Source organism: Dyadobacter tibetensis Y620-1 (assembly GCF_000566685.1).
Lineage (GTDB): Bacteria > Bacteroidota > Bacteroidia > Cytophagales > Spirosomataceae > Dyadobacter > Dyadobacter tibetensis.
This window is the reverse complement of sequence record NZ_AZQN01000005.1, coordinates 155,206-177,006: the sequence shown is the minus strand read 5'-3', so window position 1 is coordinate 177,006 and position 21,801 is coordinate 155,206. Positions and strand designations below refer to the sequence as shown.

At 40.3% G+C, this 21,801-nt stretch carries 21 protein-coding genes and 1 CRISPR repeat array (1 of these 22 only partly in view); of the genes, 10 read left to right on the top strand and 11 right to left on the bottom strand.

From position 1 onward, the window contains the following. Nucleotides 1–18: 18 nt before the first annotated feature. The 7 genes from X939_RS23140 to X939_RS0115125 form a co-directional block, all read right to left on the bottom strand. Nucleotides 19–834 carry a GLPGLI family protein gene (locus X939_RS23140; RefSeq protein WP_025764136.1) on the bottom strand — a complete coding sequence of 272 codons (816 nt, stop codon included), beginning with the start codon at nt 832–834 and terminating at the stop codon, nt 19–21. Between the two features lie 96 nt (nt 835–930). After that, on the bottom strand, nt 931–1,743 hold the full coding sequence (locus X939_RS23135; protein WP_025764135.1) for a GLPGLI family protein: 813 nt from the start codon (nt 1,741–1,743) through the stop codon (nt 931–933). Nucleotides 1,744–1,804: 61 nt separating this feature from the next. Beyond that, nucleotides 1,805–2,038, bottom strand: coding sequence for a hypothetical protein (locus tag X939_RS0115150; RefSeq protein ID WP_025764134.1), 234 nt, complete (start codon nt 2,036–2,038; stop codon nt 1,805–1,807). A gap of 186 nt (nt 2,039–2,224) precedes the next feature. Next, the gene (locus X939_RS23800) at nt 2,225–2,482 is read right to left on the bottom strand and encodes a hypothetical protein (RefSeq protein ID WP_025764133.1); all 258 of its coding nucleotides are present in this window, start codon (nt 2,480–2,482) and stop codon (nt 2,225–2,227) included. 681 nt (nt 2,483–3,163) lie between these two features. Further along, on the bottom strand, nt 3,164–3,376 hold the full coding sequence (locus tag X939_RS22480; protein WP_198034426.1) for a HigA family addiction module antitoxin: 213 nt from the start codon (nt 3,374–3,376) through the stop codon (nt 3,164–3,166). A 35-nt stretch (nt 3,377–3,411) separates the two neighbouring features. Then, nucleotides 3,412–3,792: a helix-turn-helix domain-containing protein gene (locus X939_RS0115130; RefSeq protein ID WP_044199632.1), complete on the bottom strand. Its 381-nt coding sequence runs from the start codon at nt 3,790–3,792 to the stop codon at nt 3,412–3,414. 26 nt (nt 3,793–3,818) lie between these two features. Then, entirely contained in the window at nt 3,819–4,112 is a 294-nt protein-coding gene (locus tag X939_RS0115125) for a type II toxin-antitoxin system HigB family toxin (protein ID WP_025764131.1), read from the bottom strand. A gap of 597 nt (nt 4,113–4,709) precedes the next feature. On the opposite strand from X939_RS0115125, the gene X939_RS0115115 reads away from it, so the two are divergent. Next, entirely contained in the window at nt 4,710–7,025 is a 2,316-nt protein-coding gene (locus tag X939_RS0115115; RefSeq protein WP_025764130.1) for a PA14 domain-containing protein, read from the top strand. Nucleotides 7,026–7,543: 518 nt separating this feature from the next. Here X939_RS0115115 and X939_RS0115110 read toward each other — a convergent pair. The 4 genes from X939_RS0115110 to X939_RS0115085 all read right to left on the bottom strand — a co-directional run bounded on the left by X939_RS0115110 (nt 7,544) and on the right by X939_RS0115085 (nt 10,955). Then, entirely contained in the window at nt 7,544–8,449 is a 906-nt protein-coding gene (locus X939_RS0115110) for a hypothetical protein (RefSeq protein ID WP_198034425.1), read from the bottom strand. 77 nt (nt 8,450–8,526) lie between these two features. Continuing rightward, on the bottom strand, nt 8,527–8,745 hold the full coding sequence (locus X939_RS0115105) for a helix-turn-helix domain-containing protein (RefSeq protein ID WP_025764128.1): 219 nt from the start codon (nt 8,743–8,745) through the stop codon (nt 8,527–8,529). A gap of 3 nt (nt 8,746–8,748) precedes the next feature. Beyond that, nucleotides 8,749–9,228: a DUF2975 domain-containing protein gene (locus tag X939_RS0115100; RefSeq protein WP_025764127.1), complete on the bottom strand. Its 480-nt coding sequence runs from the start codon at nt 9,226–9,228 to the stop codon at nt 8,749–8,751. 1,154 nt (nt 9,229–10,382) lie between these two features. Further along, nucleotides 10,383–10,955, bottom strand: coding sequence for a hypothetical protein (locus X939_RS0115085; RefSeq protein ID WP_131694763.1), 573 nt, complete (start codon nt 10,953–10,955; stop codon nt 10,383–10,385). 502 nt (nt 10,956–11,457) lie between these two features. On the opposite strand from X939_RS0115085, the gene X939_RS0115080 reads away from it, so the two are divergent. From X939_RS0115080 to cas4, 9 genes are all read left to right on the top strand, one after another. Then, nucleotides 11,458–12,351 (top strand): helix-turn-helix transcriptional regulator, encoded by an 894-nt coding sequence (locus tag X939_RS0115080; protein WP_025764124.1) that lies wholly within the window; start codon nt 11,458–11,460, stop codon nt 12,349–12,351. Between the two features lie 74 nt (nt 12,352–12,425). After that, nucleotides 12,426–14,288, top strand: coding sequence for a TM1802 family CRISPR-associated protein (locus tag X939_RS0115075; protein ID WP_198034424.1), 1,863 nt, complete (start codon nt 12,426–12,428; stop codon nt 14,286–14,288). A gap of 31 nt (nt 14,289–14,319) precedes the next feature. Then, the gene (cas7b, locus tag X939_RS0115070) at nt 14,320–15,183 is read left to right on the top strand and encodes a type I-B CRISPR-associated protein Cas7/Csh2 (protein ID WP_044199628.1); all 864 of its coding nucleotides are present in this window, start codon (nt 14,320–14,322) and stop codon (nt 15,181–15,183) included. A gap of 11 nt (nt 15,184–15,194) precedes the next feature. Next, on the top strand, nt 15,195–15,908 hold the full coding sequence (cas5b, locus tag X939_RS0115065; RefSeq protein ID WP_025764121.1) for a type I-B CRISPR-associated protein Cas5b: 714 nt from the start codon (nt 15,195–15,197) through the stop codon (nt 15,906–15,908). After that, nucleotides 15,883–18,339, top strand: a complete 2,457-nt coding sequence (locus tag X939_RS0115060; protein WP_025764120.1) for a CRISPR-associated helicase/endonuclease Cas3 — start codon at nt 15,883–15,885, stop codon at nt 18,337–18,339. Before cas5b ends, X939_RS0115060 begins: the two co-directional genes overlap by 26 nt. Then, entirely contained in the window at nt 18,336–19,037 is a 702-nt protein-coding gene (locus tag X939_RS0115055) for a CRISPR-associated endonuclease Cas6 (RefSeq protein ID WP_025764119.1), read from the top strand. Before X939_RS0115060 ends, X939_RS0115055 begins: the two co-directional genes overlap by 4 nt. Nucleotides 19,038–19,048: 11 nt before the next feature. Beyond that, nucleotides 19,049–20,053 (top strand): CRISPR-associated endonuclease Cas1, encoded by a 1,005-nt coding sequence (gene cas1 / locus X939_RS0115050; RefSeq protein WP_025764118.1) that lies wholly within the window; start codon nt 19,049–19,051, stop codon nt 20,051–20,053. Between the two features lie 27 nt (nt 20,054–20,080). Next, on the top strand, nt 20,081–20,371 hold the full coding sequence (gene cas2 / locus X939_RS0115045; protein WP_025764117.1) for a CRISPR-associated endonuclease Cas2: 291 nt from the start codon (nt 20,081–20,083) through the stop codon (nt 20,369–20,371). A gap of 2 nt (nt 20,372–20,373) precedes the next feature. Then, the gene (cas4, locus tag X939_RS0115040) at nt 20,374–20,949 is read left to right on the top strand and encodes a CRISPR-associated protein Cas4 (RefSeq protein ID WP_025764116.1); all 576 of its coding nucleotides are present in this window, start codon (nt 20,374–20,376) and stop codon (nt 20,947–20,949) included. A 195-nt stretch (nt 20,950–21,144) separates the two neighbouring features. Next, a CRISPR array of direct repeats spans nt 21,145–21,801; the repeat unit is 37 nt; unit sequence CTTCGAATACCAATTTCCAGATTAGATGGATTGAAAC (it continues 4,003 nt past the right edge of the window).

Genomic DNA, 21,801 nt, shown 5'->3' with positions numbered 1-21,801 from the left:
CTGAAAAATAATGGCAAATCATTCCAGTTCCAGTGGATTATTATCCCAGGCTTTTTTACGCCGCATAGTCTCCTTATCGGTCTTTTCTCCATTGAAAGTCATATGCTCCATAGACCGGCCTGTTGCCCTGGTAAGGGCTTCCAATGGATCCCTTCTGTTCGCCTCGCGAATGCTAAATACCTTATCTCTATGCGTCGGGATGACGGCCCCTTTACGACTAGGCACCCATGCGTCCTTTATTTGAGACACATTTTTTGAGAAGCCTGTAAGTGTAAATACATAATTTTCCTTGGTGTCGCTCACTTTTACGACCAGCCCCGGCAAACCCCAAAAGACATAAGGGCCGTCCGGAATGGGAATTTCCTCGGTAAACCAGGCGATATAATTTCGGCCCGCATATTGCGTAGTAGCTCTAGTACAATTAAAACCCGCTATGATATCCTGCTCCCCTCCAATGGTCCATTTCAGTGTATTTTCTAAGGGATATACATATTGATGCAGCACCAGCTTTTCGTATACCTGGATGGAACGATCATCATATTTTTTGGTGGTAAACAGATCAAACATCGTTTTGTAACGATATTTAGGATCCGCCATATATTCTTGAGGCGATAGCAGAGCAGAATTAAGGAGTGCTTTGATGGAGTCTGACTTTCCAAAATTCTCAGAATAGAAATAGGATTCCTTCATTTCTTTGATATCCAAATAGAAATTTTCCTCCATTTTTCGATTGATATTGGTGGAGTCAGGACTAAATACAAGATGGTATTGCACCCTGAAATTGGGGGTTTCGGGGATTAAGAAGCATAGGATTACGGCTAGTAATAGGTTCATAAACTAATCACAACTAAAATTATATTTTTTCATAATACCCCTATGGTTAGCTTAGTCTTTCTATCAATTGCACGCTTAAATTCAAAAATAAAGACCCTATTCCCCTATTACCTTCAATTCCAACGGATTATTATCCCAGGCTCTAGAATTCCTTATCGACGGGTCCGATGTAGGCACTCCATCAAGGGTCCCTGGACCAAGACGGCGTTCTATTTCTCCAAAAGGATCCTTTCTATCCTTTTCCCGATAGTCAAAAACTTTATAGGCACTGGCCACCATAACCTTACGGCGACTCGCATACTCGGGCCACTCTTTGACGACTCCCGTGTAGGCGCCAAATTGTTCTAGGGTAAATACATACTGGTTTCGGGTATCTCCGATCTTGACAATCAACCCCGGCAAGCCCCAAAACAGATAGGGTCCATCCGGAATTGGAAGTTCAGGGGCAAACCAAGCGACATAATCCCGGCCGGCAAAGGAGGTGGTAGCCTTCACACAAGCATACCCGACAATGGTATCCTCCTCCATGCCCATTTCCCATTTCAAATGGTTAGGTACTGAAAATTCGAATTGATCGAAGGATATTTTTTCAAAAATTCGACTTTCCTTCGTTTCAAGCGACTTCGTAATAAACTTTCTAAAAGCCGTTCGGAATCTATATTTGGGGTCTCCCATAAATTCAGCAGCCGACAAAAGTCCCGTTCGTCTCAATCCCTGTATGGAATCGGCCTTCCAAAACCCTTCCGAACAAAAATAAGACTGTTTGTTTTCCTTAATCGTAAGAAGGAAAGCTTCCTCTTTGATATTGTTGAGGTTAGTAGAATCGGGCTGATAAACTAGCCTATAACGGGCTTGGAAATTAGGCGTGCTAAAGCCTAATCCTAGAATAAATATAAGGTATAAATTCATACTTTTGGAAGTCTTCTCAAATGAGCTGGTCTATATAATGATAGACCAGCTCATTTAATGTTTAATTACAGTATTTTTCCTCTAGCTCTACAAAGACACATTCGATATCGCATTCTGATTCGGTTGTAACTGGGCCTTCTTGACAATAGGTTTGACAAGTTAAAGCGTAGCACTCCGGCATGAACACCGCCACGCTAGGCGAAACCGCCAGCACCGGTGTAGCAACCTCTTTAATAACAACTTTTTCTTCTTTCACTTCCTCCGCGTGAGCAATAGAAAAAGCAAACAGCATCATGGATAAAACTAGTAACTTTTTAAAAGTATATGCTATTAAATAAACGAAACATTAGCAAATAGCTCCCTATAAATTTCAGGATACCTACAATATTACTTCTTTAATGCTATCACTTTATTTTATAGATTGCATAAAAATACTAAAATTATGCAATACTTTGTGCAAAAGTAACATTGGTTAACTTAGCTATAACACAGGATGAGTTTTGGGAATAAAATACGCCTTATAAGGGAAGATAGGAGAATCAATTCCAAAGCAATGTCCGATCATTTGGATATCGATCTGGCCACTTTGAACAGAATTGAGAATGACAAAATCAAGACCATTAAACCGCAACTTTAGGTTAAAATAAGCAAATACCTTGAAGTAGGTATTGGCGAACTTTTTGAGACAGGAATTACGCTCGCCCCCCCACCCCCCGTAAGCATTCACGATGGGGAGCATACCATTGCCATCATGGATGTACTACGGCTCTATGAGCAACTATTAAAATCCAAAGATCTGATCATCGAAGTACTCCAAAGAGAAAATGAATATCTGAGAAAAAAGGTAAGTTAGTTTTCTTTACCTGCATCAAGGCAAATTGCTGTGATGCCACTTAGATAAATCATATAGAGCTCATTGGAAAAGCCACTCCTACAACCAAATCCTAATCAATCCTAATCCTAAGCAAGTTTGTAAATCACTCTTTTTATGTAGATTCAGGCCTATTGGTCGAGGAGCAAGGTGGATAAGGTTCAATGGGCCAGGATATCATTATTTCATCCTAGATGTTGCATTTTTAATACCGTAGGGTTCCTGGTTTTGATAGGCTGTCGGCATTCGGCGAAGGGATTATGGGTTAAAAATACAATCTTATAAAAATCTCATGCTCTCCACAACATTTTTTGACTTGACCCCTTTACCTTCCGAATTTTTCGCTCAAAGTTGGTGCAGGCCTAAGGTTGGTTAGAGGTCTTGAAAAAGGATAATCCAGCATGATCATTATTTATTCTTGAGGGGGGGAGGCAATTCTAGCAGTAGGAAATGGAGACTTACCAGTGAGGGCTCTATAAGAAGAAATATTGATGGTCGATCTGCACGCTCACTGTTCTGCTTTACGAAGGTCCTATCCACGTTGCATTCTTAGCCAAAATCAGCTTTTCCACCGAAGGCTTTTGATATTCTTTTGGCTATATTAGGAGTAATAGCACCTCTTTCATTAACAATTTTAGATAGGGTCAATCCGGAAACTTGTAACAAATCAGCAGCCTCCCCGATACTCAGGTTTGCAGGAGATAGAATATCTTGTTTCAAGATGCTTCCCGGATGTACATTGATGTTGCTGTGTCTTTTCATAAGCATCAGACATTTTATAGTGTTTCCTCCGGTCTTTACCTCAATTCATATTCTGCAATCAGTGCGTCTGCCGGTATATGGAGCAACTTACTGAATTTGCGAACCATTGTTAGCGAAAGAGCCTGCTTGTAGTTCAATACTTTACTTATGGTACCCTTATCTCCGTATTCGTTGGAAAGGTCAACGGATTTGTAACCAAAATCTTCCATTCTGATTTTGATCAGCTCTATCGGATCCACTTGGGGCAGATCGCTCGTTTTTTCTTCGTATTCAGCAATCAGAAGGGCCAGTAAAAGCTTTTCTCTGTGCTCGTTTGTGTTTGGTAGGGCGTACTTGACCTGTTGATAGCGGGCAAGTGCATTTTCATATTCCTGCTCGCTGCCAATTAGAAACCAGTCCGATTTTATTTTTTTCATACAAGTTTAAATGAATAGAAAAGTGCTCATATAGTCGAAGCATCAACCATATCGTACTCACTATGTGTTCCTATAAATCTTATTTCTACAATACTGTCCTGGTAGCCTATCTCTACAATCAGACGGTACTTATTGCCAACGATCTTGAATCTGGCCCGACTGCCGGGGATGATGGATGCTTTGGGAAAGTCTTCCAAAACATCCATTGATTTTCTCCAGTTTGCTTTATTGACAACCGTTTTCCAGGTCTGTAAACTTTTACCAGCGTCTGAATGCTTCTTTGCAAAAAGATCCAGCTTGCGTACTTGGATGATGATCATTTCGGAAATGATTGCGGTTTGATTGTTCCGGGCTTCCTGCCATGTCTGTCGTGTTTCAAATGTTGTTCCTATTGTTCACTCGTATAAGTGTACAATAAAAGTAGCCAATAGTTGGCAAACTACCAACTATTGGCACTTTAGAATTTTCCTATATGAATAAAGTTTGCTCTATTTGTAGTCAAAGGTCTTTCTTTGCTTTCAGTTACGATATCATCATCCTAAAGCACCGAATCGAAAGCCCTATCACCCCATTCCATGCCAATTGTACTTCAAAATGGACACTCCCTTTCCTGCTGCACTCGATATTGAAGCGATCATCCATTTCGGTGGGCTGATTAAAAATCTACTAGATTTTGTGGTATTATTTGTAAATATTATAGTATTTGTTTGATTGTCTGTAATTATTTGAATAATATATACAATGCAAATATTTGTTGTTCAATTAGTCATTTATTTAGAATATTAATAATTTTTTGTGTATTTTTATCTTCATAAAAGGCTGCTGGAGTGATTTTTTAAAAGTCGTCTATCCGTAAGCATAGTTATGAAATATATTCGTTTTGATGTAGTTAGGGGCATTTGTTAAATCCAGCTCTTATGAAAACGGCCATTATTTTGATTCTTATTGCTATTGGCCACCAGTGCGCTTTTGCACAGGTTTATTTTACCTACGATGCCGCAGGCAATCGCATTCAGCGACAAGGGGATGGCTGTCTACCACGCACGGCCGACAATCCCTCTGGGTTAAGTCCGGGATTGTCGTACCAATATTTCGAAACGGCGGCCCATAATAACTGGGGAGCTACGAGTTCCTTGTCCGGACAAGCAGTGGTCAAATCGGGAATTACTACCAATTTTAATCTTAATGAGCGCAACCGTAATGAAAATTTTGGCTTTGAATTCAATGGGTATATCGACATAGTTACCGAGGGGGAGTACCGCTTTTTCCTGCGATCTGACGATGCTGGGGCCTTCTATATCGGAAACCAACTGGTCGTTAGCTTTGAAGGACTACACGGTATGGATCCAGAACAAAGTGGAAAGATATGTCTGAAGTCGGGCAAGCATGCCATACGAGCTCTTTTGCTTCAGGCTGGGGGCGGTTATGGACTAGAACTTCGGTATGAAGGTCCAGGGCTAGGCAAACAGTTGATACCCGACCAAAAGCTATTTAATGAAGGTCGAACTGTTCCAGGAAATGGCACTGGACTCACGGCCCAGTATTTTAATAATACATCCTTGTCGGGAAGCCCAACATTTAGCAGGGTGGATCAAGCGGTTAATTTCAGCTGGAATGGAGCCAGTCCCGGCGCTGGCCTTGGAGGCGAGTATTTTTCGGTGCGTTGGACGGGAAAGGTGCTGGCTCCAGTCTCTGGTTTCTTTACCTTTTTGAGCAATAATGACGATGGCACTAGGCTATGGATCAACGGACAGTCTTTAATAAATGATTGGACAGGCCATGCTCCCGAATTGCGGAGTGGAAGCATCAGCCTTGCTGCCGGGCAGAAATACGACCTGACCATGGAGTATTATCAGGGATGGGGTGGGGCACAGGCCCAGCTATTGTGGACGTACCCCGGTCAAGGCCAACAGGTCATTCCACAACAATGGCTTTTCCCTGCCTCGGGCTGTACGCCTCCAGAGGCGCCGCTAATCGTCAAGTCCGCCGGGACTACGGTTTGTGCGTCCGCTAACCAGAACGCTACCTTGACGGCTTCAAATTGTAGTGGGAGCACCCTATGGTATAAAGATGGGGTGCAGGTGGGTAGTGGGGGTACTTTTGTAGCTAATAGCCCAGGTAACTATACCGCGACTTGCGCTGTCGGTGGTTGTGTAAGTACGGTATCAGCTGGAATAGCATTGGCCCCAACACCCGGCTGCGGGCAAAACAATAGCTCTTGTTCTGGATATACCTTCACGGAAGGACAGATCATCGGCTATAGCAACTCCAATGCAGTGGTACGATTCTCGGGCAATTGTCCGGTTTTGTATTGGGAAGGCAATGGAGGTAGTGGCAGGGTACATCCCGACTGGCTCGGGGGCCTCAATGGTAAAACCATTCCCGATAATATCTTAAGAAGTTGCCTGAAATGGTCGACTGATGCATTAGACTGCGATCAGCCCTGTAGTGCTCCGACGGCTCCGACAATCGCCAAGGTGTCGGGCACCACCGTATGTGCGGCTACTAGTCAGACGGCTACATTGACCGCCTCCAATTGTGGTGGGAATATCACCTGGTTTAAGGATGGGGCTCAGGTAGGAAATGGTAGCAGCTATGTTAGCAGTAGCCCCGGGACATATACGGCTAAATGTACAATCAATGGCTGTCTTAGCGCAGCTTCTGCGGGCCTGATATTGGTGCAAACCAATGGGTGTGGCCAAAATAATAGTACTTGTTCAGGCTATACATTTACCGAAGGGCAAATAGTAGGCACCACCAACTCCAGTGCAGTCATAAGGTTCTCTGGGAATTGTCCGGTCGTCTATTGGGAAGGAAACGGAGGCAGCGGCCGGGTGCATCCTGATTGGATCGGGGGGCTCAATGGTAAAACCATTCCCGATAATATCTTGAGAAGTTGCCTAATATGGTCTACCGACGCCATTAGTTGTGGTGCTCGTATGGGCACAACGGGCGACGTAGCAGAGGAGGACAAAGAAGAAGACCGAAGCATTAGCATCGTCCCGAATCCCAATGAGGGGGTGTTTCAGGTGATGTTTTATCTGAGCCTCGGCCAATCGGCCGATTTGATGGTCTACGATGTTCAAGGAAAAGAACTGATACAAAAACCGATTCAAGGCCAGGGCATGCACAGGGAGCTACTGAGCCTACCCGAGCACTTGACTGGGAGTTTTTTAGTGGTCCTTAGCCATAGCAATGGGTTCGAAATAAAAAAGATGGTTGTGCTGCGTTAATATGGAAATACCTTGTACAATATGTCCTAGCTCATGATCGTGACAGAACCTTATGCCGGCTAGCAACATAAGAAAATATGGTGGTTCATAATGTTTGACAGTGTTTTCCACGGTACACCTCAAGAATCTCTTCAATTGGCATTGTTTTTTCGTCGATCAATTCCAATAGCCTCATAAGTTCCTGGCTACCGGTTAATGGGGCTAAGACTAGGCCTACAGCCAAATCCTAATCCAACCTATTCCTAAGCAAGTTTGTAAATCAATCGTTTTATGTAGATTCAGGTCTACTGGTCGAGGAGCAAGGTGGATGAGGTATAATGGGCCGGGATATCATTATTTCATCCTCGTTGATGCATATAGAATCCTATAGGGATTATATGTTTATAGATATTTTATTTCGTTGCATACCGATGCGACGCCGATTGGGGCCGTATAAGATCCGAGGGACTTTTTCTCTGGATTTTTATTCGCAGTCCGGTAACGGCTCCTAAATTTCCCTTCCCCGGCCTTTCGTTTACTTAGGGAACAACTTTGTTCACTACAAAACTAAAATCTTCATTCCCTATTAACAGATTGTAATTCCGGTCAAGAAAAAACAGTACATTCTCGTCACCCATTAATAGCAAAATTGGTTCAGATAAATTTTCTGTTTGGATTTTAATAATTATTGCTTCCGGATGGGTCCCTTTATCAATGGTCCAACTTCCTTTAATCTCTCGAAGGCCATTATTCACAATAGTACGAAGGGTACATGTTGTTGGAAGATAAGTTGCAGGATCTCTGTTAAGAACGAGCTTCCATTTCAGTTTAAAACAAGTGGGACCCACCTTCATGGCAGGATGCTCCCTAGCGAATTCTTGGCAGGGTGTTCTCCCCGCATATACAAGTTGTAAGGATCTGCCGTCAGGCTCTTTTGAAGAAATTAAGATTTCACCGGGTTCTATTGGAGCCTTTCTATTTAGCGTATAGCTCCAACCTCCGTTCCCAATCATCAGGTTACTTTGGCCGGTCAGAATATGAAAGAGCCTTTCATTTATTTTGACAATAGAAATTATTTCAGCTAAATCATCGCTTTTTAACTGATAAATCTCTTTAAATTGATTTTCCCCCTGATTTTTTGCAATCAAATAGGTTCCTTTTATGCTTTGTTTATCCTCCCTTTTAAAATCCAAGGTATTCGGTTTCGATTCCCCATAGGCTATTTCCAATTCGAAAGCACTTTTATCGTACAATCTTAAATTCCATCGAATAAAATCCACCTTGACTTCCGTTGGAATGGAAAACATTTTCCTGATCGATTTGTCTCCTGGTGTGCTGCCTGTTAAAGTAATTTCAGTCATCCGATTTTTCGCAAAACCTGATTCTACAAATAACATAAACATCAATAGTAGTATATTCCGAATAAAAAATATCACCATTCTCATATCTATGTCATTTGGATCTATTTTGAAATTTTCAGCGGATTAGTACTTCTCTTTTTTTTTTTTAAACGGCTATTGGTCTAGGGATGATTTTCGTCATATCGATATTCCAAAAGGTCTGCCGGTTGGCAGTCTAATGCCTTACAAATGGCCTCCAATGTGCTAAAACGTATTGCTTTCGCCTTACCTGTCTTTAAGATAGACAGGTTTGATAATGTCAAATCAACTCTTTCAGAAAGTTCATTCAGGGAAATTTTTCGCTTGGCCATCATCACGTCCAAGTTTACTATAATTGGCATAGCTTAAACTGTTAAATCATTTTCGGATTTCATATCAACGGCATTCTGTAATAATTTTTCAAAGATTGCGGCAGAAGTAGCAACTACTACAGAAGCAAGAATCGTTACAAGGCAAAGGGCAAGAAAACCCGCCGGGTCGTCATCCTTATCAAAAAATATTCTTATGTACAGCCCAGCGGCCACGATTAAAATACTAAATACGATCGCACAATACTTTATACTCCTTAAAGTCCTAACAGATTTGGATGAGAATACTTTATTTTGGCCAATATAGCCAAGTAATCTGAACGCCTTGTACAAGGCAACAAAGAAAGCAATGGATGTTGCGTATCCATACAAAATTAACGGGTCCGTATAAATACTCAACAAGTCTAAGTTTGTAGCTCTTCCCTCCGTTAAGGGAACCCGAATCAAAATGGCAAGGATTACCATGCCTAAAAGCACGATCACTGCTTGAAGAAATACGATTGAAACTTTTTTCATAGAGAATGCACGGATTTATTTACCTACGAAAGTACAATAAATAATTATTGAATATCAATAAATAAACATTGTTTTTAGAAAATATATTTTTCTTAGGTTGTGCATAAATCCATGTATTCGAATCTAAAGGTTTATTTCCGACAGCCACAACCTGATCTTTTGAAATCTTCATTAGTGCCTCCCCAACATTTATTTTGCTAATTTGACCCTTGGCCCCATCAGTACCCTAGCCGATACAGGAAGTTTTCCTTCTATTTTACAGATTACGGCCGGAAATAGCAATGATGCCGGCAGAGCCCCTTTCATCACATTTTAGTCTTACCCCATAAAAACGACTCTTAAATCCATCCTTCCGGCCCGAGGCGTCTTTTGTAGATCATCTATCTTAACAAAGACGTAGGGTACACTTTTCAATTCCGTGGTTTGTCTCTCCACAGACCTTCTTCTGCGACATTTGTCTAGTCCTATATCAACGAACTTTTTCGTATCCGGTCTGTAAACACGGACAAGAATTAATGTACTGTTGTGGTATTCCCTCAATGACAACAGCTCACAGTTGAGGCGATGCAATATATATAACCAAATAGATAAATCCGGTATATAAGTATCATCTCAATAAATCAAAGAACGTCTTTCTTCTTAAAATCTAACCGGAATTCAATTCATTGCCAATGGGTCTGTGAAGACACAGACCACGGTTGAGTGGATTATTCTTCGCATAGGTATACCTGCCTATGCGGCCCTATTATAATCATGGCTATATCCTCCATCGCCCACATAGTTCTCAGGACTCAGCATCCACCCCAAAACAGGGTCATAAAGCCTTCCGCCAACCGCGTTGCGTTCTTGTTAATCAACCGGGGCCGCCCAGGCCAGTCGGGAATAGTTCCTTTTAAGCTTTCCGTTGGTGCCAGTAGAACCCAAGAATCATAGGCCCTCCATCTCCTCCAAGAGACAAACGGTTGCTGGGCTCCCATGCTATCAGTTACCATGACCTTTTCAATAAATCAAAGAATTTTTACTTTTAGCTTATTTAAATGGATGAACCAATCATAAACCAGAGGAAGTACCATCCAGCGGGTCATTTTAAAATATAATTATTTTGTGCTCGGATTAGGAAACGCTTGAAAACAGCATGTTGTCTACAGTTCTGATTAAAGATCCACTTCTAGGGAATCGATTTTAAATTCACCATAGTCAAAACTATAACCCTCTACACGGTTTCCTATGATCTCCTGCAATAAAGGAACGCCCCTTTTTACTATTGAATCACCCCTTACACGTAAAGAAGTACGGTCAATTGATTTCTTTGTTTCAAACCCTATCATATACCGGCCCTTTACTTCTGGTTTGAACATAAAAAGCAACTGTTTCTCCGCATGTGCTTTTAAAAAAATAAACATAGGGCAATCATCACTATTATAAATGTAATCATAAAGAGTAAGTGGTGGGTTTCCTAAATAATGTTTAGAATCAACATTTCTGATTTGAATATGTAACAAAGAATCATGGGTAAAATCAGGGACTTGCTTTATATACTTATATGGTACTATTAGCATTTTCCCAATTTCTATAAGACCATTTTCCTTATTACTATAGGTGTTGCGATCCTCACCATCCAACCGCCGAAATGTAAAAAGTGTCGGTATAACGAAGTTGCTATCCGTAGCGTTTCTGAAATTCCATTTTAAGAATAATGTATCTTCATAAGAATAATGTATCTTCAATGGTATAAACGGATGGGCTAATTAACACATCTTTGAGTTTCTCTTTGCTTCTGCAGCACAAACAAAGGCATCCCATGCCAATAATAAATATAAAAGCTTTCATGGTAGTTTGATTCTTCGGATTAAAAAAAATGGATCGCCCCCGTCCATACATTGGCACCAAGCTTATTGGCTTCAATTCCACCCGTTACCCCACCAGCAACTCCTCCCAATGCTGCGCCCCAGGCGACGCCTTTCCAGATATTTGCCCCATTTAATGCTGCACCGCCCCCTCCAATGACCGCGCCAGAGGCTGCCCCATAGGTCGGATCAACTGCCCACTATCCTTAATTTAATTCTCCAAAAGAGCATCACAGAAAAAATAGAATTGCCCTCGTACCCTACTGCCGTATAATAAGAATAATAATTTTGATCAACATAATACAAATAAAATTCATATAATGCATTTTGTAACCACACGAAACCCCTTTAGAATTCGAATCCCGCTGATAAAAGTAAACTTATGAGTGACATACCCAAGACCGAAAGGATCCTAAGACTGATCCGGATACTGCATCAAAACAAACGAACCATAGAACACCTGGCATTACTCCTGTCGACCACGCCACGAACCATCTACAGGGATATTTTGGTATTACAAAATGTGGGCTATGTCCTAGAAAAAGACGAGCAAAACCGTTACTATCTAGGGGAACAGCTCCAACAAAAGAGCGGAATGTTCACCTTAGAAGAGACCCGCCTGGTACGTATGCACCTGTCCGGTTTTCCAGCCAACCATCCCTTGAAGGCAAGCATCGAACGCAAGCTCTATCTTTCCAGCGAGCTTATTCCACTAGCCGATGACCTAGCAGACAAACAGCGGGCTGGGCTAATCAGTAAGCTGGAAGAGGCTATTCAGGCCCGTCGAAGGGTGACGCTGCTGCGCTATCATTCCAATCATTCGGCCACCGTGACCGATAGGCTGGTAGAACCCCTAGGACTTACCGACGACTTTGGAACCCTCAATGCCTACGAAGTATGTTCTGGCATTCAAAAAACTTTTAAGGTGCACCGCATGGAGGACGTAGAAATAAGCGCCGCCCCCATCGCCCACCAGGAAGAGCCCCCAGAGCTCGATCTTTTCGGATTTACGGGTCCCGAGCCCATCCTAGTGCAAATCAGACTGTCCTTTTTGGCTCATAACCTACTCTACGAAGAGTTTCCAGGAGCTAGGGGCTTTATCAGCAAGACGGTAGCTAACGACCAGGACATCCCCTTGCGCTTCCCCTATACCTTCCGCTACGAAGTGCGCGACTTTCGCGGCATTGGAAGGTTCCTTTTAGGCCTACCCGGCGAGGTACAGATCCATCAACCCGAGGAGCTTAAACAGTTTCTTAAAAAAAAACGGAATTATTAACTAAATCCTTATCTCATTGACAGCCCCTGTCAAAAAGGATGGCGAGATTGCCGATGTTTAAAAAGAGATATGCTATGATCAAAACAATTTATCAATTCGGAGAACAACTTCAAAAGATAGGACCCATGAAGCGATACTTTCAAGCTTATGGTTCTGCATATTCAGATCGGTCTGAAAATGAACAGGTAATTGTAGTGGATATCAAAAAAGGAGAGTTAGAAAACATTTCCTTACAAACATATCGTAAAACATGGAATGATAAATATCTTTTTAGAGAACTAGCTTCAGCCCGTTCCACGAGTATATTACCCACCCTTCATTTCTACAACCTACCCATCGGCAATAATCCTAAAACATCTGCCAAGAATAGAAAGGATTTAGACAACAGTATTGATAAATTTCTTGATAAATTAAATAGATGCCTACAATCAGATCCAAAAGTCTACAATACTTTCTTCAACACTTCACTACTTATTGAACAACTACGTCCAAGATTTGAAGACTTTGTAATTGAAAAATGTAGTGAAAAGAAGAATTACTTATTCACCCTAAAAATTGACGACTGTTGGCTTGGCGAGATAGAGGAGATGAGAAGGATTCTTGATGTTGCGGCCTACGACAAATACTTCAGGAGCAAAGGTCAAGATTATAAAGCAGCTAATAAGATATGTGCTGTTACCTATAAGCCTGTATCTGAGGTATGGGGGCGTGTCGATACGCTTGGCTTTACTGTAAACGATCTTCCTTTTTCTCGAAATGGATTTGAGCCTAAAAATTCCTATAAAATGTTCCCCGTTTCACCAGAGGCTGTAAAGATTCTGGAAGGCACACAAAGAGCACTTGAAGATGGGCTCTCATTTGGATTTCAAAACTTGAAGTTTTTCGTATTACCCAGGTTTATTGCGGTAGAGGATCTGCATTTAAGAGAGGAGATAGTAGAAGTATTTGTCCAAAACAAGAAGAATAACCGAATTGGGACCACAGGACAAATTAATTCAATATTCTACTCGGAAGGTATTTTTAACAGAATAATTGAGGAAGAAAAATTAAGTCAAAATAGTATTTATTATGACATATTTTTCTATGAACAGAAGCAAGCACAATTTTCTATAAAAATTCATATATCCGATGTATTGCCTTCTAGGTTTAATCTAATCCTCAATCAGAAAAAAATCATCGAAACCTATTATGAGCCTATTACTAAGGTAACAACTAAAAAAGGGGAAGTTTATCAATTTAGCCTTACCCTATATGAAATAAAAAAATTTCTGCCAGAGACATTCTTCTTCCAAATAATGGAGGCCATTTTTTACAAAAATCCAGTAAAAGCAAACCAAGTTTTATCCGCGTTTATGCAGATAATAGTTAGCGCTTTTAAGAATCAGCAAGAAGAAGCTAACAAATTCCCCCAAACCGTTAAAAGGACATTTGCTATATATCAATATTTTCAATCTCTTGAACTATTCGGAAAAATGGATGAAACAGAAAAAAAACCTTTAAATCTCGTTGCTGAGGACTTTGTGGAGCAACACTCAAATTTCTTTCAAAACAAACCTTTAAGTGAAGCAGCTTTCTTTTTAGGCAGTGCAACTGAAATCCTTTTAAATGCCCAAGAGGGACATTTAAAAAGTAGACCGTTCACACATAAGCTGAACAACTTGAGTATAGGGTATCGAGAAATGATGGAAATTATGCCAAAACTATTGGCCAAGACAGATGAGTATCATAAGGCTGATAAACTCTACGGCGAATATGAACGTTTCATCCAGCTAGCAGCGAAATTTGACAAGGCTTTTGCAAAAGGATCAGAAAAGTCCTGTAATAAGGTAGAAACCTCTTATGCTTTCTCCTTAGGACTTATCATCCAACGAGAGTTTTTTTTAGAGAGAAAAAAGGAGCGCAGCGCACTAAAAAAACTAAGAGAATCCAATCAATAAATCCAATTTCAAATAATAAAACACAAAAGACATGAGTACTATTCAAAATCGTAGCGAACTTCTCTTTTTATATGACGTAAAACGCTGTAACCCAAACGGTGATCCGCTAGACTCTAATCGACCTCGGTTAGATGAAGAAACCAATCGTTGCTTGGTAACCGATGTGCGACTAAAACGAACTATAAGGGACTATTTATTCGACAAGGGGTTTGATGGACAAGATGCAGGAAGAGGTGATATTTTTATTCGGACCGAAGCAGTCACTGGCGAGCAACGATCTGGGGCATATGCCAACGAAGAGGAATTCAAGAAAAAATTCATTGATGTTCGTTTGTTTGGTGGTGTTTCAGCTGTAAAGGGCAAAAATTACCAATTTACTGGCCCAGTGCAATTCTCTATGGGATATACTATTAATCATATAACTAAAGATAATTTCATCAAAGGGACTGGAGCATTCGCTACAAAAGAAGGAGCCGAGCAAAAGACATTCAGAGAAGAATATAACATCACTTACGGACTTGTTGCCTTTCATGGCGTAATAAATGAAAATGCAGCCAAACGATTAGGCACTTCTGATGAAGATATTGAGGAGTTAACTGAGGCAATGTGGAACGGCACGAAGAATCTACTAACACGTTCGAAGAAAGGGCATATGCCTAGATTACTAGTTAAAGTGGATTACCGGGATGGCTTTTTCATTGGGGACCTTTGTCAACGACTGCATATTATTCTCAATGAGGATAAGACAATGGAAGGCCTCGAAGATGTGGCCGATTATATTCTTGACACTTCAGAGCTTAATGCAGCCCTAGAAAAATATAACGACAAAATCATCAAAATCACGACCATAATCGACGATCGTATCATTTTAAGTAGCCCAATTCGCTCAAAATAAAAACTAAAGTTATGAAAATTTTAGCTTTCGACATTTGGGGAGAATATGCTCATTTCAAGAAGATTTATGCCACTACCTCGGCTTTAACTTATGCAATTCCTCCTAAAACCAGTCTCTATGGATTTCTTGGAGCTATTTTGGGTTTAGAAAAACAAGATAACAAATATCTAGAGGCGTTTGCAAATAAATCTTGTTTGGTGGGAATCAGTTTGAATAGACCATTAATCTTTCAACGATTGGGAATCAATTTGAAAGCAGAGTTGGGCCGTAAAAAAGAGGGGTCCCCTCCCAAACCAACGTTAACAGAGTTTATTCATCAGCCACATTATCGGATATATGTCAGTCATACGGATCTAGAATTATACTCGAGACTCAAGAACTCACTTCAACAACACAAAACAGTGTACACACCGACTCTTGGATTGGCAAGCTTAATATCCAATTTTGCTTTTATTGGTGAGTATGAAACTGACATAAGACAAATATCTGATTTTGTGCCTATTGAATCAGTAATTCCACGAAGGGACTTAATAGCACTTGACACGAATTCCTTTAAACATGAGGGTTGTTTTATAATGGAGCAAAGCTTGTATTCATTAGAAATGGATCTGGCACGTAATGTTACGGATCGGGATGATATTATTTTAGAACGAAAAGGAAGCCCCATTTCAGCAAAAGTCAACAAATTTTACACCATCGATGGACGAAATATCTGCCTCTTTTGAATTAATTTCACATCCAGACCGAACTCTTAAAACGCACCTAGATAGCTGTAATAATCTATCGAAGAATGCATTGGCATTAAAGTACATTAATGCCAATGCATTCTTCCCTCGGGATCTCATTGAGCGTATGAGACACTTACTAGTCTATTACCATGACTTCGGTAAAGCTAGCTTTTTTCAATATAAAATAATTCAAGCGACACTGTCTGCCAAGAACAACACTGATTTTAAATCTCTACCACATATTCAGTCCTACATTCAGCATTTCAATGCAAATAAAAGTGCCAATTATGAAAAGCTATTGGATGAAAACGATCGACTAGGAAACCATGCCAAATTAGGTGCGTATTTAGTATTGTCAAATTTCGAATATCAGGACCCGATTCTGGAACTTATTTTATTGAAAATAATACGGAGGCATCACGGAAATCTTACAAATTTTTTCAAAGACGTAAATAATAATCCACAAATTCTACTCCAAGAATCGGATATTACTTTCCTTGAAAAGCAGTTAGAATATCATGATTTGGAGTCGTATCAAAAAATAATAATACCCCAAGGACTTTCTATAGAGAAACAAGCCTGGCCGATCATTCGAGAAAAACTATCGAATAGTAGAAAGCTCAGTCGACTTCAGGCCACGTTTGAAAACCAAGAAGACGTTAAATATTTCTTCTTGCAACACTTTTTGTTTTCACTATTGCTTGCAGCAGATAAAGGCGATATGATGATAGCAGATGGTCACCAATCTAAAATCATTTTAGAGAACACCTTATTGCCAATTGATTTAATTAACAACTACAAAACATGGCGACATAAGGGAGACACACCCAAGGATATAGATCATATTCGAGAAGAAGCTTATCGAACTGTTGAAGCAAACGCAATTTCCTTTTCAGACCAAGGTTTCTTTTCCATAACATTACCCACTGGTTTGGGTAAAACCTATGCGGCCTTCAATACTGCTGTAATATTACAAAACAGGTATTACGATCAATTTGCTGTAAAACCTCGCATCATCTATGTACTCCCATTCACCTCTATTATCGATCAGAATGAGAATATATTTAAGGAGATTCTTAAGAACAGTCAAATCCCTAATCTAGCTACTCGACTCTCCAAAAACCATTATTTATCTAATGCTAACGACCGGTTTGATAGCCAAGAACTTAATAAAGATGAGCCAGAATACTTAACAGATGGCTGGGAGCATGATTTTATCGTCACTACATTTGTACAATTCTTAGAAAGTATTTTTACGGATAAAAACAGACTGCTGAGAAAATTCCATAATATGACGAATGCCATTTTCGTCCTAGACGAGGTTCAAAGCATTCCTCCTGAATACTTTGAAATCATAGAACTGGTATTCACGAAAATGAATGAATATTTTGGCACCAAATTTGTTTTTGTCACTGCAACTCAACCATATCTTTTTGAAAATAAAACCAGTATCCAAGAACTGGGTAATCCCCATCAATTTTTTCAGAGTCTAAATCGAATCACCCTAGACCTTTCCCTACTTAGAAGTCATGATAAATTGGAAGTGACTGAATTTATCCAAATTTTATTAGAAGATATAACTGAACATCCAGACAAATCTTTCCTAATTATCTGCAACACAATCAAATCCTCTCAAGAAATCCATGAAGTACTAGCTCGTTCATTCGACAATGTGTTATATCTATCGAGTTCCATACTGCCCTCTAAAAGATTAGAAGTTATTAATAAGATAAAGCAAGCTCTGGCAAGACAAATTGTCATTTCAACACAGGTTGTTGAAGCCGGCGTAGACATAGATTTGGATATCGTTTATCGAGATTTTGCTCCCTTGGATAGTATTAATCAATCTGCTGGGAGATGTAACCGAAATGGTTTGAAAGGCAATGGATTGGTTAAATTATTTAATTTAGATAAAGGAAAGTACATCTATGACCAAATTCTGCTGTCAACAACATTTGATACTTTAGAGCCATATCCAAACTTAATTCAAGAATCCGAATTGTTTAATTTGAATGTGGAATATGCCCAATCCATTAGAAGGGTAAAAGCCACTGCCAATGATCACTCGGATTATTTAAAAAAAGCCTTGCAAGAGTTAAGAACTGAAGATATTTCAGCCAAATTCAAACTAATTGAACAAGATTACAGGAATTACAATGTATTTATTCCCATTGATGATACTGCCCGGCATATTTGGGCTCAATATCAAGAAATTATAAGAACAACAGTTGAGTCGTTTGAGCTTAAACATAAAATAAAAAAGATTAGGCCCGCACTTTTACAATATGTTACACGATTCCCTAAGGATAAATTTGTCCCTCCTACTAACCAAAAGGATAAATCTATAATGATAATTGAAAACTGGGAGGAATACTACAGTTTAGAAACTGGTTTCAAATTAATAGAAGACCAAACCATCATACTATGACCACCACCAAAATCCCAATTACGACCATCACCTTTCCGGAGATCGCCTTACGGGTGCGAGATGCCCATAAGTTGCGGGGTTATTTTGGACGTTTGTTCCAAGAGCACTCACCATTATTGCACAATCATTTCGACGACACTGCCACCGACGGTCAGCGGTATCGATATGCCTATCCGCTGGTGCAATATAAGGTATTGAAAAAGACGCCTACGTTGGTGGGTTTGGGAGAAGGAGCAGAACTGTTGGTTCAGTTGTTTTTGCGAATCAAAGAAATAAAGCTGGATGGTATCTTATACCCAGTACAGAGCAAACATATCAGACATGAACAAGTATCGATAGGCCTATCCGACGACCTGAACACCTATCGATATGACACCCTGTGGTTAGGGCTTAACCAAAAAAACCACCGGGCCTACCAGCAGGCCAACGAATTGGAACAGGCTACCATCCTTAAAAACACGGCTGTGGCCAATATTCTTACTTTTGTGGAAGCTTTTGGTCTGAAATTTGACAAAGCGATTCCAGAGCACAGGATTATGCTTAAGCTACGCACTACGGTTCCCGCTATTACCAAATTCAAAAATGTTGAATTCATGGGTTTTGGTGGTCAATTTACGACCAATGTACGCTTGCCCAATGACATAGGGCTGGGCAAACAAGCGGCACGAGGATTTGGCACGATTAGCCTTATGGATTAAGCCCCTTATTTATGCAACTACACATCAACACCTATGGTACCTACGTGCATGTTAAAGACGATATGTTTGAAATACGCAATAGGGACAAAAACAAAGAGGTTCAAAAGAAACATTTTTCGGCTCAAAAAGTTACTGCCCTTTGGCTATGTACCGGCACAGCGCTCAGTACCGATGCCATTAAGCTTGCCATGACCCATAACGTCGACATCGTATTCCTCGAACAAAATGGGGATCCATTTGGCCGGGTATGGCATAGCAAACTGGGTAGCACCACCAAAATACGTAAAGCACAGTTGGAGGCGAGCCTTAATGCCACTGGCTTGCAGTGGATAAAAAACTGGCTCAGTCATAAGGTAGACAACCAGATCAACTTTGTAAAAGACCTCAAAAAACACCGGCCCCAGCATGGAGAATACCTAACCGATAAAACTGCACGTTTAGAAGCATTGAACATCTCGATTCTCTCTCAGGAAGCAGCAACGGTAAGTCTTGTTGCCGATACCCTCCGAGGCTTGGAAGGAACCGCAGGGAGGCTATATTTTGAAACCATCAACTATGTATTACCCGAGGGCTACAAATTTTCGGGACGCAGTGCCCGGCCCGCCCAAGATCCTTTCAATGCCTTCCTCAATTATGCCTATGGCGTATTGTATAGCAAAATAGAGAAGGCATTGATCATCGCTGGGATCGATCCATATGTGGGATTTATGCATCGTGACGATTACAACCAACTGAGCATGGTATTCGATTTTATTGAACCCTATCGCATCTATGCCGACGAGGTGGTATTTCGACTATTTTCCGGCAAAAAAGTCAATAAGTCGCATATTGACGAGCTCGCCGCCGGGGTGAGCCTGAATAAGGAAGGGAAGGCATTGCTCATCATGGCATTTAATGAATTTCTGGACAATCAGCCCATTCGGCACGGGGGAAGGAATATGTCCAGAAGTACCATCATTCAATACGATGCCCACAGTTTTGGAAATAAACTAATTGGCAAAAAAATAAAAAATTAGCGCTTTACACTTTAAACTTTCAATACTATGTTGGTTTGGGTTTTATATGATATAGAAAATGACAGAAGCAGATCCAAGACGGCCAAGGCTTGCCTGCAAGCGGGATTGTACAGAGTGCAGTATTCCTGCTTTCTAGGCACACTGACTCCGGCCAGTAAATCATCTTTGTCCCTACAGATCGAAGAGCTCATTGATACGGATAAAGATAAGGTTTATATATTTCCGATGAGCCAAGATGAACTACGCAACACGGTACTTTTGGGCCAAGCTTTCGATAGGAAACTCGTCAAAGATGAAGTCACCGCCTTATTTCTATAAATATGCCCAGTCTTACTCCTTCTCATATTATTGAATTCCTCTATTGTCCACGGTTTACCTATTTCGAGTATGTATTAAACATCCCCCAACACGAAGAGGCAAACTATATGGTACAGCGTGGCCGGAATATACATGACGAAAAGCTAGAGAAGAACAAAGATTATTTGCGTAAGCGATTGGGGGTAGTAGACAAGAAACTGGATCAGTATCTGACAAACGATCTTATCCGAGGTCGTGTAGATGAGGTATTGGTTCTGAAAGATGGAAATATGGCCCCACTGGATTACAAATTCGCTGAATACAAAAATAAGGTCTACGACACCTATAAGACTCAGCTATACTGTTATGCTTGGTTAATTGAGCAAAATTTTGGAAAACCGGTGCACAAAGGATTTTTGGTATATACTAGGAGTAGGCATAAAGTAATAGAGGTACCCATCACTGAAGCGGATAAGGATGGGGTAAAAAAGGCGGCAGCGGACATTTTTGCCATTATAGAACAAAATCATTATCCACGTGCTACCAAATATAAGGCGAGATGTTTATCTTGCACCTACAAAAATATATGCATCAAATGACGTTTTCCGGCCACCAATTTATTTTAGAACAGGCAAAAAAGGAACATAAAAACCTGACTAACAAAGCTTTAAGCTTACGGAATACGAGCATTTTAGATACAAAAAACCGTTCATTGACCTATTGTAAATTTAAAAAAGCGGAACAGAAAAACTACCCTTACCTATTGGTATTCAGAAAGATACATGAAAATACGACTTCGAATACCAATTTCCAGATTAGATGGATTGAAACTTCCCTAGCTAACTGGATTAATTCACATTGAATTTCTTCGAATACCAATTTCCAGATTAGATGGATTGAAACGAAACCAGAAAAGTAATGAACTCCACATCCAAAGAGCTTCGAATACCAATTTCCAGATTAGATGGATTGAAACAAATACGCTTTGATTCCATATTTTTCGAGTAGTTCCACTTCGAATACCAATTTCCAGATTAGATAGATTGAAACCTTGGTTTTCTATCGTTCGGATAGACTTGGAAATTAGCCTTCGAATACCAATTTCCAGATTAGATAGATTGAAACCTTGGTTTTCTATCGTTCGGATAGACTTGGAAATTAGCCTTCGAATACCAATTTCCAGATTAGATGGATTGAAACAAATACGCTTTGATTCCATATTTTTCGAGTAGTTCCACTTCGAATACCAATTTCCAGATTAGATGGATTGAAACAAATACGCTTTGATTCCATATTTTTCGAGTAGTTCCACTTCGAATACCAATTTCCAGATTAGATGGATTGAAACAAATACGCTTTGATTCCATATTTTTCGAGTAGTTCCACTTCGAATACCAATTTCCAGATTAGATGGATTGAAACGCTATCGTTGATCCACCTTATGGGATTGG